Genomic DNA, 14238 nt, shown 5'->3' with positions numbered 1-14238 from the left:
ATGCAAACCTTCTTTTTCTCCCGTCTGAAGCCCGTCATCGGATTCGCCGCGCGCGTGTTCGCGGTGGTCGCGCTCGCGTGCGCCGCGCTGCCCGTCACGACGCACGTCGCCCATGCGGAACGCCTGAAGGATCTCGTGCAGATCCAGGGCGTGCGCGACAACCCGCTGATCGGTTATGGTCTCGTCGTCGGTCTCGACGGCACGGGTGACCAGACCACGCAGACGCCGTTCACGACGCAAACGCTCGCGAACATGCTCGCGAACCTCGGCATCTCGATCAACAACCAGCAGGCGGGTTCGAGTTCCAGCAACAGTTCGCTTTCGAGCATGCAGTTGAAGAACGTCGCCGCCGTGATGGTGACGGCGTCGCTGCCCGCGTTCGCGCGTCCCGGCGAAGCCATCGACGTGACGGTCTCGTCGCTCGGCAACGCGAAGAGCCTGCGCGGCGGCACGCTGCTGCTCACACCACTGAAGGGCGCGGACGGCCAGGTGTACGCGCTGGCACAGGGCAACATGGCCGTCGGCGGCGCAGGTGCGAGCGCGAACGGCAGCAAGGTGCAGGTGAACCAGCTTGCGGCCGGCCGCATCACGGGCGGCGCGCTCGTCGAACGTTCGGTGCCGACGACGATTTCGCAAGCGGGCACGATGCAGCTCGAACTGAACGACATGGACTACGACACGACGCAGCGCGTGACGTCCGCGATCAACAACGCGTTCGGCTTCGGCACGGCGGTTGCGCTCGACGGCCGCACGATCCAGTTGCGCGCGCCGACCGACCCGGCGCAGCAGGTGCAGTTCATGGCGCAGTTGCAGAATCTCGATGTGAAGCCTGGTCAGGCGGCTGCGAAGGTGATCCTGAATGCGCGCACGGGCTCGATCGTGATGAACCAGATGGTCACGCTGCAGAATTGCGCGGTTGCACACGGCAATCTGTCCGTGATCGTCAACACGCAGCCGGTGGTGAGCCAGCCGGGTGCGTTCTCGAATGGCCAGACGGTGGTTGCGCAGCAGTCGCAGATCGCGCTGAAGCAGGACAACGGCGCGCTCAAGATGGTGAGCGCGGGCGCGAATCTCGCCGAAGTCGTGAAGGCGCTCAATGCGCTCGGTGCGACGCCCGCGGATCTGATGTCGATCCTCCAGGCCATGAAGGCAGCGGGTGCGCTGCGAGCCGATCTCGAGATCATCTAAGGAACAACAAGAATGAACTCCGACACGACGCGTAACGCCGCGAATGACCTGACCAATCGGTTCGCGCTCGACACGCAGGGCTTCGATGCGATGCGCGCGCAAGCAGCCGCGAATCCGCGCGAGGCGATGAAGTCAGCTGCAAAGCAGTTCGACGCCGTCTTCACGCAGATGATGCTGAAGAGCATGCGCGATGCGACGCCGCAAGACGGTCCGTTCGATTCGCACGATTCGGCGACGTTCACGTCGATGATGGATCAGCAGCTTTCGCAGCAGATGTCGTCGAAGGGCATCGGCGTTGCGGACGCGATGCTCAAGCAGCTGATGCGCAACTCCGGTGTATCCGGCGACGATTCGAACGCGGGCAACAACGTCGCTTTGAATGCGCTGGCGAAGGCCTATTCGAATCCGGCCAACAACGGCGCGCTGAAGATGGGCAAGGGTTATTCGGCGAACAGCGCGCTGACGCCGCCCGTGCGCGGCGACGGTTCGTCGGACAAAGTCGATGCGTTCGTCGACAAGCTGGCTGCTCCGGCGCAGGCCGCGAGTGCCGCGACGGGCATTCCGGCGCGCTTCATCATCGGCCAGGCCGCGCTCGAATCGGGTTGGGGCAAGCGCGAGATCAAGAAGTCGGATGGCTCGACGAGCCACAACATCTTCGGCATCAAGGCCACCGACGACTGGACCGGCAAGACCGTGGCGACGGTCACGACCGAGTATGTCAACGGGCGGCCGCAGCGCGTGGTCGAGAAATTCCGCGCATACGATTCGTACGAGGAAGCAATGACGGACTACGCGAGCTTCCTGAAGTCGAATCCGCGTTATGCGCAGGTGATCAATTCGTCGCGCGACGTGAACGGCTTTGCGCAGGGCATGCAGCGCGCCGGTTACGCGACCGATCCGCACTACGCGAAGAAGCTCATTTCGATCATGCAAAAGATGGTGTGACGATTGCCGGCGCGGCGCGCCCGAGTGTGTCGGGGAGCGTCGCCGCGCAGCACCTGACGGGCATCGCGCCGACGGCGGTGCGATGTCGTTGAGGCCACCCGTTCGGCGGTTGGCCAGAGCCGTTTTTCTCTTCTGTCCAGTCTCTTCCATTTGCCGGATGCGCAATGAGTTTCGCGTATCCTGTCTTCGTTGCGGCGTCAAACGTTTGCGGAAAATATTTCGTAAAACCGGGCTAAACTTTGATCCGACGCTGCCGCTAAACAGTCAGACCCGATACCGGAAAGCGTAGAAAATTCCGGTCCCACGCGTGTTTCGCGACCGATGCAGGCCGGGCTGAGACCTGGCTGACCGTGTACGCGCGACGTGCCCGCAAGAACGAAGAGAAATTGGCAAGGCCATGAATACCACCCAGTCGAATGGTGATAACCGCGAGACGGAAGGCGTCGACTTCGGCCGCCGCAATCCGCTTGAGATCGGTGTGCAGTTGCGCAACCTGCTCAACCGCGGCGATTTTCTGACCGTGCAGTACAAGGGCGGCCAGCTCGTGACGAAGATCCTCGAGGTGGACGTGCGAGAGCGCACGTTCACGTTCGACTGGGGCGCGCTCGCCGACCAGAACCGCGGCCTGCTGTCATCGCCCGAAGGCCATTTCCACGCGACGCCGGATGGTGTGCGGGTTCACTTTGCCACGCACACGCCGCGCGAGACGACCTTCGAGGGCCGACCGTCGTTCGAGGCCGATTTCCCCGAAGTGCTCTATTACGTGCAGCGCCGCGAGTATTTCCGCGTCGACGCGCCGCTGCTCGATCCGTACATTTGCCGGGGCCGGCTGCCGGATGGCGAGGGTTTCCGCTTCGAGGTGCAGGATCTGTCGCTGGGCGGCATCGCGATGCGGACGAGCGACGCGCGTGTGACGTCGCTGGAGCAGGGCGTGCAGCTGATCGATACGGAAGTGATGCTTGGGGCGCTGGGCACTTTGCAGCTCGATCTCGAGTTGATGTCGAACCGGAGTATCGATCTGCCTAATGGTACGCAGCGGTATACGTTGGGGTTCAGGTTTTTGTCCCTGCCGGGGAATGCTGAGAACACGCTTCAGCGGTTGATTACCCAACTGGAGATGAAGCGGCGCTCGTTGGCGCGCGCTTAACCTGCTTTTTGTTTTTCTGCGGTGGGGCCTTCGAGGCGCGGGCTACGCCGTTTGGTTTTTGCTCCGCGCTTTTGCTTTCGCTTTTGCTTTTGCTTTCGCTTTCGCTGGCATCCGCGTTTTGGTGTTGGTCGTTCATGCGTTGCCCCTGTGCGGGGCGGCACCTACTTTTCTTTGCAGCGGCAAAGAAAAGTAGGCAAAAGAAAGCCGCTCACACCGCCAATCCTTCTTCCCGCCTGCGGGCCCCCAACCGGTCCCACACTCCACACGGCAACACTTCGTTCTCCGCCCGTTGCCAACGCCCTGAACACGCGCATCACCCACTCCAGTCACCCGTAAAGCAGCCAGCGGCAGCAAATGGTTTGCGCCGCCCAGGTGGCAAACTGTGTGTAGGTTGTCGCACCGTACGCGTTCGCGTTCCTACGACACCGCTCCCGTTTTTCAGTCCGGAGTGGACCACTTCCATCGCGACGGCCTACACACAGTTTGCCACCTGGGCGGCCGTCGACTCCTGGTAACGCGGTCCGTGACGCGGGAGTGTGAAGCGGGTGATGCGTGAGTTAGCACGCTGGCAACGGGCACAAAATCAGCGTGATGCCGCCTGGAGCGTAAGAACTGTTGGGGGCCCGCAGGCAACAAGTAGCACTGGCGGGGTGAGCCCGCTTTCTTTGCTTACTTTCTTTGCGGCGGCAAAGAAAGTAAGTGCCGCCCCGCACAGGGGCAACGCATGAACAACCGCTACGAAAGCGCGGATGCCAGCGAAAGCGAAAGCGAAAGCGAAAGCGAAAGCGAAAGCGCGGAGCAAAAACCAAAAGGCATAGCCCGCGCCGAGAAGGCAAGAATGGCGACTGCGTCGCAGAAAAAAAATCGTAACGGCGCAGCCGCGCCGCAGGCAAAAAACCTCATTCCGCCCTCAATGTTCCGCCCACGAGGCCGTTATACAAAGAGTTCGGTCAACCTGGCAGTGCTCATGCATTGCCCCTTACGCCGTCTTTCAGGATGACGCATGTCGAGTAACCTTTTTAGCATCGGCCTTAGTGGACTCAACGCAGCCCAGTGGGGGCTGACGACTACGGGTCAGAACATCAGCAACCAGGCAACGCCCGGCTATTCCGTCGAGCGTCCCGTCTACGCGGAATCGAGCGGTCAGTACACGGGCTCCGGCTATCTCGGCAGCGGCGTGTCGACGACGACCGTCCAGCGCCAGTACAGCCAGTACCTGACGACCGAGCTCAACAACGCTCAGTCGCAGTCCGGCTCGCTCAATTCCTACTACAACCTGATCGCCCAGCTCAACAACATGGTCGGCAGCCCGACCTCGGGTATCTCGAGCGCGGTCACGAGCTACTTCACCGGTCTGCAGAACGTCGCGAACGATGCGTCGAATCCCGCAATGCGCCAAAGCGCCATCAGCAACGCGCAATCGTTGGCGGACCAGATCAACGCTGCCGGCGACCAGTACGATCAGCTGCGCGCGAACGTCAACACGCAACTCAGCGACACGGTCAAGCAGATCAACACGTACAGCTCGCAAATCGCGCAGCTGAACTCGCAGATCCAGTCGCTGAGCGCACAAGGCCAGCCGCCTAACCAGCTGCTCGACCAGCGCGACCTCGCGGTGTCGAACCTGTCGCAACTGGTCGGCGTCCAGGTCGTGCAGGGCGATAGCGGCTATAGCGTGTTCATGGGCAACGGCCAGCCGCTCGTCGTCGCCGACAAGAGCTTCAATCTCACGACGGTCACGTCCCCATCGGATCCGACGGAAACGGCCGTTGCGTACGCAGGTCTTTCGAGCCTTGCAGGAACGACGACGCCGCAAATCCTGCCCGACAGCACACCGCTGGGAGGGCAGATCGGTGGGCTGATGACGTTCCGCAGCCAGACGCTCGATCCCGCCGAAGCGCAACTCGGTGCGATCGCGACGAGCTTCGCCGCACAGGTCAACGCGCAGAACTCGCTCGGTATCGACCTGAACGGCAACAAGGGCGGTGCGCTCTTCACGGTCGGCAATCCGACCGTCTACGCGAACGCCAACAACACGGGCAGCGCGACGCTGGGCGTGACGCTGTCGAATGCGACGCAACCGGTATCGGGTGACTACTCGCTGTCGTACGACGGCACGAACTACACGCTGACCAACCGCGATACGGGCCAGGTCGTCGGCCAGGCGTCGAACCTGACCAACCCGATCGGCGGCATGCAGTTCAACCTGTCAGGCACGATGAACGCGGGCGATTCGTTTACCGTCGAACCGACGCGCGGCGCGCTCAACGGTTTCGCGCTCACGACGAGCGACGGCTCGGCGATCGCGGCTTCGTCGCCGGTTCTCGTGTCGACGGGTACGTCGAACACGGGCACGTCGACGGTAACGCAAGGCACGGTGTCGTCGGGCTACACGCTGCCGAGCACCTCGACGACGCTCACGTACGATTCGACCACGGGTTCGCTGTCCGGCTTCCCGGTCGGCTCGACGGTGACGATCGACGGCACGCCGCCGACCTCGTACAACATCACCGCGACCACGACGCCCGTTCCGTACAACTCGGCCACGGGCGCGTCGATGACGATCACGGGCACGACGATCAACAACGTGTCGCTGCAGATCACGGGCTCGCCCGCGAACGGGGACACCTACACGATCGCGCCGAACCCGGCGGGCGGCAAGGACGGCCGCAACGCACAGCTGATCTCGAATCTGGTGACGGCGAAGTCGATGGGCAACGGCACGCTGACGCTGACTGACTCGTACGCGAACTATGTGAACGACATCGGCAACCAGACGAACCAGGTCCAGACATCGAACAAGGCGCAGTCGGCGCTGGTGACGCAGATCACGACGGCGCAGCAGGCGATCTCGGGCGTGAACATCAACGAAGAAGCCGCGAACCTGTTGCAATACCAGCAGCTGTATCAGGCGAACAGCAAGGTCATCCAGACAGCACAGACGCTGTTCCAGACGATCCTTGGCATTTTCCAGTGAGGCGTTGAACGCATATGCGCATCTCTACTTCGCAATATTTCGGCATGAACGTCCAGACGATGGACGATCAGCAATCGACGCTCGCGCAGCTGTATCAGCAACTGTCGAGCGGCGTGAGCCTGTCGACGCCGTCGGACAATCCCGTCGGCGCGGCGCAGGCCGTGCAGCTCAGCATGCAGGGCGCGACGCTCTCGCAGTACTCGAGCAACCAGAACACCGCGCTGCAGGCGCTGCAATCGGAAGACGGCTCGCTGTCCAGCGTCAATACGGTGCTGACGTCCATCAACACGCTGCTCGTGCGTGCCGGCGACGGCTCGCTGAACGACGGCGACCGCGGCGATATCGCGACGCAGCTGCAGGGCATCCGTAGCCAGCTGATGGGTCTCGCGAACGGCACGGACGGCTCGGGCAACTATCTGTACGCCGGCTATCAGGCAGCGACGCCGCCTTTCTCGGTCGATGCGAGCGGCGCCGTGCAATACAACGGCGACAACGGCATCCAGAACGTGCAGGTGACGGGCACCCGTAACATCGCGATCGGCGATACGGGCCGCGACGTGTTCCTCGGCATTTCGCCGGCGGGCAGCTCGCCTGTGACGGCGGGCAATTCGGCCAACACGGGTTCGGGCACGATCGGCAACGTGTCGGTGAGCAACCCGACCGATCCGACGAACCAGGACAAGTACACGATCAACTTCACGTCGGCGACGACGTACACGATCACGGACGTCACGGCGGCCACGACGAGCGCGCCGCAGACGTACGCGGCGGGTCAGGCGATCACGCTGGGCGGCGGCGGCCAGAACGTGACGATTTCGGGCGCGCCGAATGCGGGCGATTCGTTCTCGGTGACGCCGGCGGCGCAATCGAGCACCGACGTGTTCGCGAACCTCGACAAGGTGATTGCCGCGCTGCAAACCTCCGTCAACGGGCCGGGCGGTCAGGCGAACCTGACGAACGCGCTGGGCACGGCGATGACGCAGCTGCACAACACGATGAACAACGTGACGTCGATTCAGACGTCCGTGGGCGGACGTGAGCAGGAGATCGAGGCGCTGCAGACCGTCACGCAAACTAACTCGTTGCAGACGAGCAGCAATCTTGCTGATCTGACGCAGACGGATCTGACGTCGACGATCAGCAAGTACACGATGACGCAGTTCTCGCTGCAGGCTGCGCAGCAGGGCTTCTCGATGATTCAGAAGCTGTCGCTGTTCGATTACATCGGGAATTGATTTCCGGGTTCCCCGGAAGTTTTTTTGTGTCTCGACGACGCCTGGCTCTTTTTTTACGGGTCGGGCGGTTTTGTCTTGGTGTGTTGGTTTCTTCGCTGGCATCCGCGTTTTCGTAGCGGTTGTTCGTGCGTTGCCCCTGTGCGGGGCGGCACTTACTTTCTTTGCCGCCGCAAAGAAAGTAAGCAAAGAAAGCGGGCTCACACCGCCAATGCTAGTCGTTGCCTGCGGGCCCCCAACGGGTCCCACACTCCACACGGCATCGAGCTACTCAATGCTCGTTGCCAGCGCCTTGAACAGGCGCATCACCCACTCCAATCACTCGCAGGCAGCCAGCGGCAGCGACTCGTCAGCGCCGCCCAGGTGGCAAACTGTGTGTAGGTAATCGCACCACATTCGTTCGCGATCCTACGACACCGATCCCGCTTTTCAGTCCGGAGTGGTGCACTTCGATCGCGATGGCCTACACACAGTTTGCCACCTGGGCGGCCGTGGACGTCTGGTCGCGCACGCTGTGATGGGGGCGTGTGAAGTAGGTGATGCGCGTGTTCAGGGCGTTGGCAACGGGCGGAAAACGAAGTGTTGCCGTGTGGAGTGTGGGACCGGTTGGGGGCCCGCAGGCGGGAAGAAGGATTGGCGGTGTGAGCGGCTTTCTTTTGCCTACTTTTCTTTGCCGCTGCAAAGAAAAGTAGGTGCCGCCCCGCACAGGGGCAACGCATGAACGACCAACACCAAAACGCGGATGCCAGCGAAAGCAAAAGCGAATGCGAAAGCAAAAGCGGCGGAGCAAAAACCAAAAGGCGTAGCCCGCGCCACGAAGGCCTCATTGCGTCGCAGACAAACAAGCTACCTTAACCCGGCCGCCACCCGAGCCATCTGATCGATGCCGCTCTCAAACACCCGAGCAAAAAACGGCATCATATTCGGCAGCATGAGCTGAATCAGCAGCAGTCCAGTAATAACAGTAACCGGCAATCCAACCTGAAACACCCCAACCTGCGGCGCAGCCCGATTAAGAATCCCAAGCGCGAGATTGGTAATCAAAAGCGCTGTGACAATGGGCAAAGACAACAGCAGCCCGGCACTGATGACAGTGCTCCCCCATCCAACGAGCACCCGCCAGCCATTCGCCCCCAGCACATTCGCGGACACAGGCAGCGCCTGAAACGTCTGCACCAGCGCAGAAAGCACCTGCAGGTGCCCATCGAACGCGAGAAAAGTCAGAATCGCGATCATGTACACATAGCGCGACATCACGTCCGTCGAACCCGCCGCGTGCGGATCGAAGAACGTCGCGAAGCCGAGGCCCATGCTCATGCCCATGATGTCGCCCGCAGCCTGCACCGCAGCGAACACGATCTGCATCGTGAAGCCGAGCGCCGCGCCGATCAGGAACTGGTTCACGATGATCCAGATGCCCTGCGCGGAAAATACCGTGGCCGATGGCAACGCACCGATCGTCGGTGCGACGATCAGCGTGATGAAGCCCGCCAGGCCGATCTTCACGCGGTTGGGCAGCGATTTGTCGCCAAACGCGGGCGCCGTCGCCATCAGCGCCAGTATCCGCACGAACGGCCACAGGAACGCGGTGAGCCAGACGTTCAGCTGTTCGTAGGTGACGGAAAACATCGCGCGTCGAAAGAAGGAAAGAAAAGGGCGCTCAGCCGGCGAGCGTCGGAATGCTCGTGAACATGTGACGCATGTAGTCGAGCATCTTCGCAAGCATCCACGGACCGATCAGCACCAGCGTCACGGCAATCGCGAACAGCTTCGGAATGAACGACAGCGTGGCTTCGTTGATCTGCGTCGCTGCCTGGAAAAGGCTCACGATCAGACCGACGACGAGCCCCACGAACAGCGGCGGCGCGGCCAGCAACAACGCGATGTACATCGCTTCGTGCGCTAGGGTGGTGACGGTTTCCGGCGTCATGGCGTAACTCTCCCGGCAATGCTGGACTTAAACGAAGCTCTGCGCGAGCGAACCGACGATCAGCTGCCAGCCGTCGACCAGCACGAACAGCATCAGCTTGAAGGGCAGCGAAATGGTCGCGGGCGAAATCATCATCATGCCCATCGACATCAACACGCTCGCCACCACCATGTCGATGATCACAAACGGAATGAACACGGTGAAGCCGATCTGGAAGCCGGTCTTCAACTCGCTCGTCACGAACGACGGCACCAGCAGCGACAGCGGCACGTCTTCCGGACCCTGCATCGGCGGTGCGTGCGAGATGCGCGCGAACAGCGCGAGATCGCTCTCGCGGGTCTGCTTCAGCATGAACGCCTTGAACGGCGCAACACCGCGCTTCACGGCTTCGTCCATCGGGAGCGTGCCTTCGGAGAAGGGCTTGTAGCCGTCGTTGTACGCCTTGTCGAGCACAGGCGACATCACGAACAGCGTGAGAAACAGCGCGAGACCCACCAGCACCTGGTTCGGCGGCGTGGTCGGCGTGCCGATCGCCTGACGCAGCAGCGACAGCACGATGATGATGCGCGTGAAGCTCGTCATCATCAGCACCATCGCCGGCAGGAACGACAGCATCGTGAGCAGCAGCATCGTCTGCACGCTCAGCGAGTACGTCGTGCCGCCATTCGGGCCGGGACTCGTGTTGAAAGCGGGCAGGCCCGCGGCCTGCGCATGCGACAGCGTCGGCACGGCAAGCATCAGCGCGGGAACGGCGAGCGGCGCAGCAAATGCGACACCCTTCAGGATGCGCTTCTTCATCGAAACGGGAGTCTTCGTCAAGGCGTGGGAAGTCACAGCGTCACCGCGCTGCACGTCAGATCGGTCGTACTGCATTACTGTTCTCCGCTGTCGCGTCGCTGGAAACGTTTGGATGCTTCCTGTTTGAGCGCGTCGCGAAAGCGTTGTCCGAAGGTGCCGCTCAACTGGACCGGGCCGCCGGCAGAAGTGTCGCCGGATGCGCCGGGCGCCGCAGGCGTACCGGTGAAAGAAGAGGTGCCCTTGACCGAGCCGGCGGGCATCGTATGCAACAGTCGCACGTTGCCGGGCGCCGCGCCGAGCACGAGCCAGGTGTCGCCCACTTCGACGACGGCCACGCGTTCCTTGCCGCCGAGCGATGTACCGCCGATCGTCTTCACGATCCCGCCGCGCTGGCCGGGTTGCAGGCCGAAGCGGCGCGCGAGCCATGCAAAGCCGAACACGAGGCCGATCACGACGGCGAGGCCGACGATGGTCTGCAGCACGGCGCCGACGCCGAGTGCCGGCACCGCCGTTCCCGCGCCGACGCTCGAGGCGATCTGCGCGGCGTTGTTGACTGCATTCATGTCGGCGGCGTGCGCGAGATTGAAGGCGCCTGCACCGAGCGTGAGACCTGCCAGTGCGACCGTCGACATGAGACGGGCGCGGCGCGGAAGCGGCTGGCCGCTCCCATGTGACGCGGCCCGGGTTACTGCGTATTTCATCGGTTCAGCTTCCGGATACGCTCGGACGGCGTGATGATGTCCGTCAGGCGGATACCGAACTTGTCGTTCACGACGACCACTTCGCCCTGTGCGATCAGGCAGCCGTTGACGAGCACGTCCATCGGTTCGCCCGCGAGACCATCCAGTTCGACGACGGAACCCTGCGCGAGTTGCAGCAGATTGCGGATCGCGATCTTCGTGCGGCCCAGTTCGACGGTCATCTGGACGGGAATGTCCAGGATCATGTCGATGTCGTTGCGCGTCGTGGTCGGCTCGACCTTCGACAGCGGCTGGAACACGCCTGCCGTGTTCGCGCTGACGGCCGTGTTGTCGTTCTGCTCAGCAAGCGCGCTCGCCCAATCGTCGAGCGACGCCTCTTCGGAGCCCGAGCCGGGCATCGGATCATTCACTTTCGACTCTTCCGGCATGTCCATTTCGGGTGTCGAGTTCAACTCAGTCATATCCCGCTTCCTTCATCTGTTCTGCTGCGCTGATCATCTTCTGCACGCGCAACGCGTATTGCCCATTGAAAATACCGTAGCCGCATTCCATCACGGGCACGCCGTCGACCTTCGCGGTGATGTGCTCCGGAATGTTGAGGGGCAGCACGTCGCCCGCCTTCATGTTGAGAATCTCCTGGAACGTCACGGGGATCTGCGCGAGATCCGCCGTCAGTTCCACTTCGGCTGCCTGCACCTGCTGCGACAGCACACGCACCCAGCGGCGGTCCACTTCGAGCGCTTCGCCCTGGATCGGCGAGGAGAGCACGTCGCGGATCGGCTCGATCATCGAGTACGGCATGCAGATATGCAGCGTGCCGCCCGTCGGTCCGAATTCGATCGAGAACTGCGTGACGATCACGATCTCGTTCGGCGTGGCAACGTTTGCGAACTGCGTATGCATTTCCGAGCGCGTGTACTCGAACGACAGCGGGCGCACGCTCTTCCATGCCGCCGTGTAGTGTTCGAACACGAGATTCAGCAGCTTGTGGATGATGCGCTGCTCGGTCTGCGTGAATTCGCGGCCTTCGACGCGCGTATGGAAACGCCCGTCGCCGCCGAACAGGTTGTCGACCACGAAGAACACGAGGTTCGGATCGAACACGAACAGCGACGTGCCGCGCAGAGGCTTCACGTGGACGAGGTTCAGGTTCGTCGGGATCGGCAGGTTGCGCGTGAATTCGCTGTACTTCTGCACCTTCACCGGGCCGACGGAAATTTCCGCCGTGCGCCGCATGAAGTTGAAAATGCCGACGCGCAACAGTCGCGCGAAACGGTCGTTGATGATTTCGAGGCCGGGCATCCGGCCGCGAACGATGCGCTCCTGCGTCGCGATGTTGTACGGGCGAACGCCGGCACGATCGGACTGGTCGGATTGCGAGTCGGACTCGCCGGTGACGCCCTTGAGAAGGGCATCGACCTCCTCCTGGGACATGAACTCTTCGTGGCCCATTCCTATTCCTCGTGCGTCCCTTCGATGGCGCGGTTCAAGATCAAATCAGTCAGCGCTAGGCGCGTTACTGGACGACGAATTCGGTGAAGAGCACGTCGGAGACGTGCACCGGTTGACCGTTGGCCTCAGTCGGCTCTTCGATCAGCTTTTCGAGTTCCGTGGCGAGTGCTTTCTTGCCGTCGAGCGTCGCGAGGTCTTCGGGATGCTTGTTCGACAGTGCGAGCAGCACACGGCTGCGGATCTCAGGCATATGTTCGGTCAAATGTTCCTGCACCTTCGGGTCGGTGAGCTTCAGCGTCAGACCGATGCGCAGATAGTGCTGCTGACCGTCGTCGGACTGCAGGTTCACCGTCATCGATTCGAGCGGGAAGAAGATCGGCGCGGGCGCGGGAGCCGGTGCTGCTGCCGTCGCGGCGGCGGGCGCGCGCTTCGACATGAAGAACCAGACGCCTGCGCCGGCTGCGCCTGCCGCGACCAGTACGATCAGCAGGATCAACACAATGCGCTTGACGAGGCCCGGGGAGGAGGGCTTCGCGTTGGCTTGCTGGTTTGCGGTCGTGGTTGCCATGGAATTGATTGCCTCAATGCTGTAGGTGAATTTTCAGGGTTCTGGCGATGCTGTGATGGGTCGAAAAGAAGGGAAATTCAGGTTTAGCTCGTGTGTTTGCTTTTACTGGCGTTCGCTGGCTTTCCGTTGCATCCGCGATGCGTTTTCGGTTTTCACGCGTTGCCCCTGTGCGGGGCGGCAGTTACTTTCTTTGCCGCGGCAAAGAAAGTAACCAAAGAAAGCCGCTTCAAACCTCCGGTGCCCGCCAGGTTCCCACTGCGTCATGTCACAGTCGATCTGTCGCGCAGCGACGTCCCCACTCGGTAGAAAGCTCGCAGTCAACCGCGCACGGTGCGAAAGCACCACACCCCTTTGGAGCACATACCGCGACCAAACCAGGCCGGGCCGGACCGTGTGCCCCGACCGGGTGTAATTTTCATGCCGCGCGCACCTGCTTTCGGGCTTTCTACGGAGTGTTCGCGTCGCGGCGCGACCGCTCAACTGCGGCATGCCGTGGCGCGAAGCTGGCAGGCACCGGAGGTTTGAAGCCGCTTTCTTTGGTTACTTTCTTTGCGGCTGCAAAGAAAGTAACTGCCGCCCCGCACAGGGGCAACGCTAAAAACATGACAACATGGAGCGGATGCCACCAGAGGCAACAACGCGCCGCTGGCGCAATGCGCCCCGCATCCGATCAGGCGAACGTGTCGACGAGTCCGACCGTGCGGCGCACGGGCATGCTCACCGTCGTCGCGCTGCCGCCCGCGATGTCGATGCCCCCATTGCTACCCCGGCTGCCGCCCCGGCCGCCGCGAGCGCTGCCGCTCTGGTCCTGGCCCTGCTGGCTGGTCTGCCGGGCAAAGCCGTCGCTGACGCTCGCGCTTCCCAACCCGATGCCGCCTTGTTCCATCGCTTCCCGCAGTTTCGGCAGCGCGGCCTCGACCGCGTCGCGCACCTGCTGATGCTGAGAAACAAAAAGGGCATGTGCATGGTTATCGGCAACCTGGAGGACGACCTGTAGAGGGCCGAGGTCGCGCGGGTTGAGCGTGAGTTCCGCCGTCTGCTGATGCGCGTTGGTGAGGAACACGACCTTCTGGCTGAACGCGTCTTCCCAGTCATGGGCGCCGACTTGCGGCGCGATGGAATTCGCCATCGCGGCCGTCGCCGGGTTGGCGCCCTGCGTGAGCGTGGTCGTCGCGCCGGCAGCGGCAGCCGCCGATGCGGCCTGGGTCGCGGCGAGTGCAGCGTTCGTGTCGGCGGCTGCGGCGGGTACGGGCGCTGCTTGAGCGGCATTCGAACCGGCGGCGGCAGCGGCGAGCGTTTC

14 protein-coding genes are annotated in these 14238 nt (G+C 62.5%); 6 read left to right on the top strand and 8 right to left on the bottom strand.

The window, feature by feature from the left end; genetic code table 11:
- From G3N95_RS07505 to flgL, 6 genes are all read left to right on the top strand, one after another.
- Positions 1-1188, top strand: coding sequence for a flagellar basal body P-ring protein FlgI (locus G3N95_RS07505; RefSeq protein WP_241018307.1), 1188 nt, complete (start codon positions 1-3; stop codon positions 1186-1188).
- A 12-nt stretch (positions 1189-1200) separates the two neighbouring features.
- Entirely contained in the window at positions 1201-2133 is a 933-nt protein-coding gene (gene flgJ / locus G3N95_RS07500; protein WP_205969379.1) for a flagellar assembly peptidoglycan hydrolase FlgJ, read from the top strand.
- 397 nt (positions 2134-2530) lie between these two features.
- Complete coding sequence (locus G3N95_RS07495; protein ID WP_205969378.1) at positions 2531-3280, top strand: flagellar brake protein; 750 nt, start codon at positions 2531-2533, stop codon at positions 3278-3280.
- 724 nt (positions 3281-4004) lie between these two features.
- Positions 4005-4280, top strand: a complete 276-nt coding sequence (locus G3N95_RS07490; protein ID WP_205969377.1) for a hypothetical protein — start codon at positions 4005-4007, stop codon at positions 4278-4280.
- 3 nt (positions 4281-4283) lie between these two features.
- Positions 4284-6257 (top strand): flagellar hook-associated protein FlgK, encoded by a 1974-nt coding sequence (gene flgK / locus G3N95_RS07485; RefSeq protein WP_205969376.1) that lies wholly within the window; start codon positions 4284-4286, stop codon positions 6255-6257.
- A gap of 14 nt (positions 6258-6271) precedes the next feature.
- Positions 6272-7492 carry a flagellar hook-associated protein FlgL gene (gene flgL / locus G3N95_RS07480; protein WP_205969375.1) on the top strand — a complete coding sequence of 407 codons (1221 nt, stop codon included), beginning with the start codon at positions 6272-6274 and terminating at the stop codon, positions 7490-7492.
- A gap of 843 nt (positions 7493-8335) precedes the next feature.
- Here flgL and fliR read toward each other — a convergent pair.
- From fliR to G3N95_RS07440, 8 genes are all read right to left on the bottom strand, one after another.
- A complete protein-coding gene (gene fliR / locus G3N95_RS07475; RefSeq protein WP_205969374.1) occupies positions 8336-9118 on the bottom strand; it encodes a flagellar biosynthetic protein FliR in 783 nt (260 codons plus the stop codon).
- Between the two features lie 31 nt (positions 9119-9149).
- On the bottom strand, positions 9150-9419 hold the full coding sequence (gene fliQ / locus G3N95_RS07470; RefSeq protein ID WP_012402292.1) for a flagellar biosynthesis protein FliQ: 270 nt from the start codon (positions 9417-9419) through the stop codon (positions 9150-9152).
- 27 nt (positions 9420-9446) lie between these two features.
- A complete protein-coding gene (fliP, locus tag G3N95_RS07465; RefSeq protein WP_241018306.1) occupies positions 9447-10217 on the bottom strand; it encodes a flagellar type III secretion system pore protein FliP in 771 nt (256 codons plus the stop codon).
- 74 nt (positions 10218-10291) lie between these two features.
- Entirely contained in the window at positions 10292-10849 is a 558-nt protein-coding gene (fliO, locus tag G3N95_RS07460) for a flagellar biosynthetic protein FliO (protein ID WP_241018314.1), read from the bottom strand.
- Between the two features lie 65 nt (positions 10850-10914).
- Entirely contained in the window at positions 10915-11379 is a 465-nt protein-coding gene (gene fliN, locus G3N95_RS07455) for a flagellar motor switch protein FliN (protein WP_205969371.1), read from the bottom strand.
- Positions 11372-12370: a flagellar motor switch protein FliM gene (gene fliM, locus G3N95_RS07450; protein ID WP_205969370.1), complete on the bottom strand. Its 999-nt coding sequence runs from the start codon at positions 12368-12370 to the stop codon at positions 11372-11374. Before fliM ends, fliN begins: the two co-directional genes overlap by 8 nt.
- A gap of 64 nt (positions 12371-12434) precedes the next feature.
- Positions 12435-12938 carry a flagellar basal body-associated protein FliL gene (gene fliL / locus G3N95_RS07445; RefSeq protein WP_205969369.1) on the bottom strand — a complete coding sequence of 168 codons (504 nt, stop codon included), beginning with the start codon at positions 12936-12938 and terminating at the stop codon, positions 12435-12437.
- Positions 12939-13608: 670 nt separating this feature from the next.
- A partial coding sequence (locus tag G3N95_RS07440) for a flagellar hook-length control protein FliK (protein WP_205969368.1) occupies positions 13609-14238 on the bottom strand: 630 nt, incomplete at its 5' end.

The sequence above is a fragment of the Paraburkholderia sp. Tr-20389 genome (assembly GCF_017104565.1).
In the GTDB taxonomy this organism is placed as follows: Bacteria; Pseudomonadota; Gammaproteobacteria; order Burkholderiales; family Burkholderiaceae; genus Paraburkholderia.
This window is presented reverse-complemented; position numbering and strand designations above follow the sequence as displayed.

Bases quoted from the DNA above. Each gene is read 5' to 3' on its own strand.
- G3N95_RS07495 (WP_205969378.1), top strand. From the start codon at position 2,531: ATGAATACCACCCAGTCGAATGGTGATAACCGCGAGACGGAAGGCGTC.
- fliL (WP_205969369.1), bottom strand. From the start codon at position 12,938: ATGGCAACCACGACCGCAAACCAGCAAGCCAACGCGAAGCCCTCCTCC.
- fliR (WP_205969374.1), bottom strand. From the start codon at position 9,118: ATGTTTTCCGTCACCTACGAACAGCTGAACGTCTGGCTCACCGCGTTC.
- fliP (WP_241018306.1), bottom strand. From the start codon at position 10,217: ATGAAGAAGCGCATCCTGAAGGGTGTCGCATTTGCTGCGCCGCTCGCC.
- flgL (WP_205969375.1), top strand. From the start codon at position 6,272: ATGCGCATCTCTACTTCGCAATATTTCGGCATGAACGTCCAGACGATG.
- G3N95_RS07490 (WP_205969377.1), top strand. From the start codon at position 4,005: ATGAACAACCGCTACGAAAGCGCGGATGCCAGCGAAAGCGAAAGCGAA.
- flgJ (WP_205969379.1), top strand. From the start codon at position 1,201: ATGAACTCCGACACGACGCGTAACGCCGCGAATGACCTGACCAATCGG.
- G3N95_RS07505 (WP_241018307.1), top strand. From the start codon at position 1: ATGCAAACCTTCTTTTTCTCCCGTCTGAAGCCCGTCATCGGATTCGCC.
- fliN (WP_205969371.1), bottom strand. From the start codon at position 11,379: ATGACTGAGTTGAACTCGACACCCGAAATGGACATGCCGGAAGAGTCG.
- fliQ (WP_012402292.1), bottom strand. From the start codon at position 9,419: ATGACGCCGGAAACCGTCACCACCCTAGCGCACGAAGCGATGTACATC.
- flgK (WP_205969376.1), top strand. From the start codon at position 4,284: ATGTCGAGTAACCTTTTTAGCATCGGCCTTAGTGGACTCAACGCAGCC.
- fliO (WP_241018314.1), bottom strand. From the start codon at position 10,849: ATGTCGACGGTCGCACTGGCAGGTCTCACGCTCGGTGCAGGCGCCTTC.
- fliM (WP_205969370.1), bottom strand. From the start codon at position 12,370: ATGGGCCACGAAGAGTTCATGTCCCAGGAGGAGGTCGATGCCCTTCTC.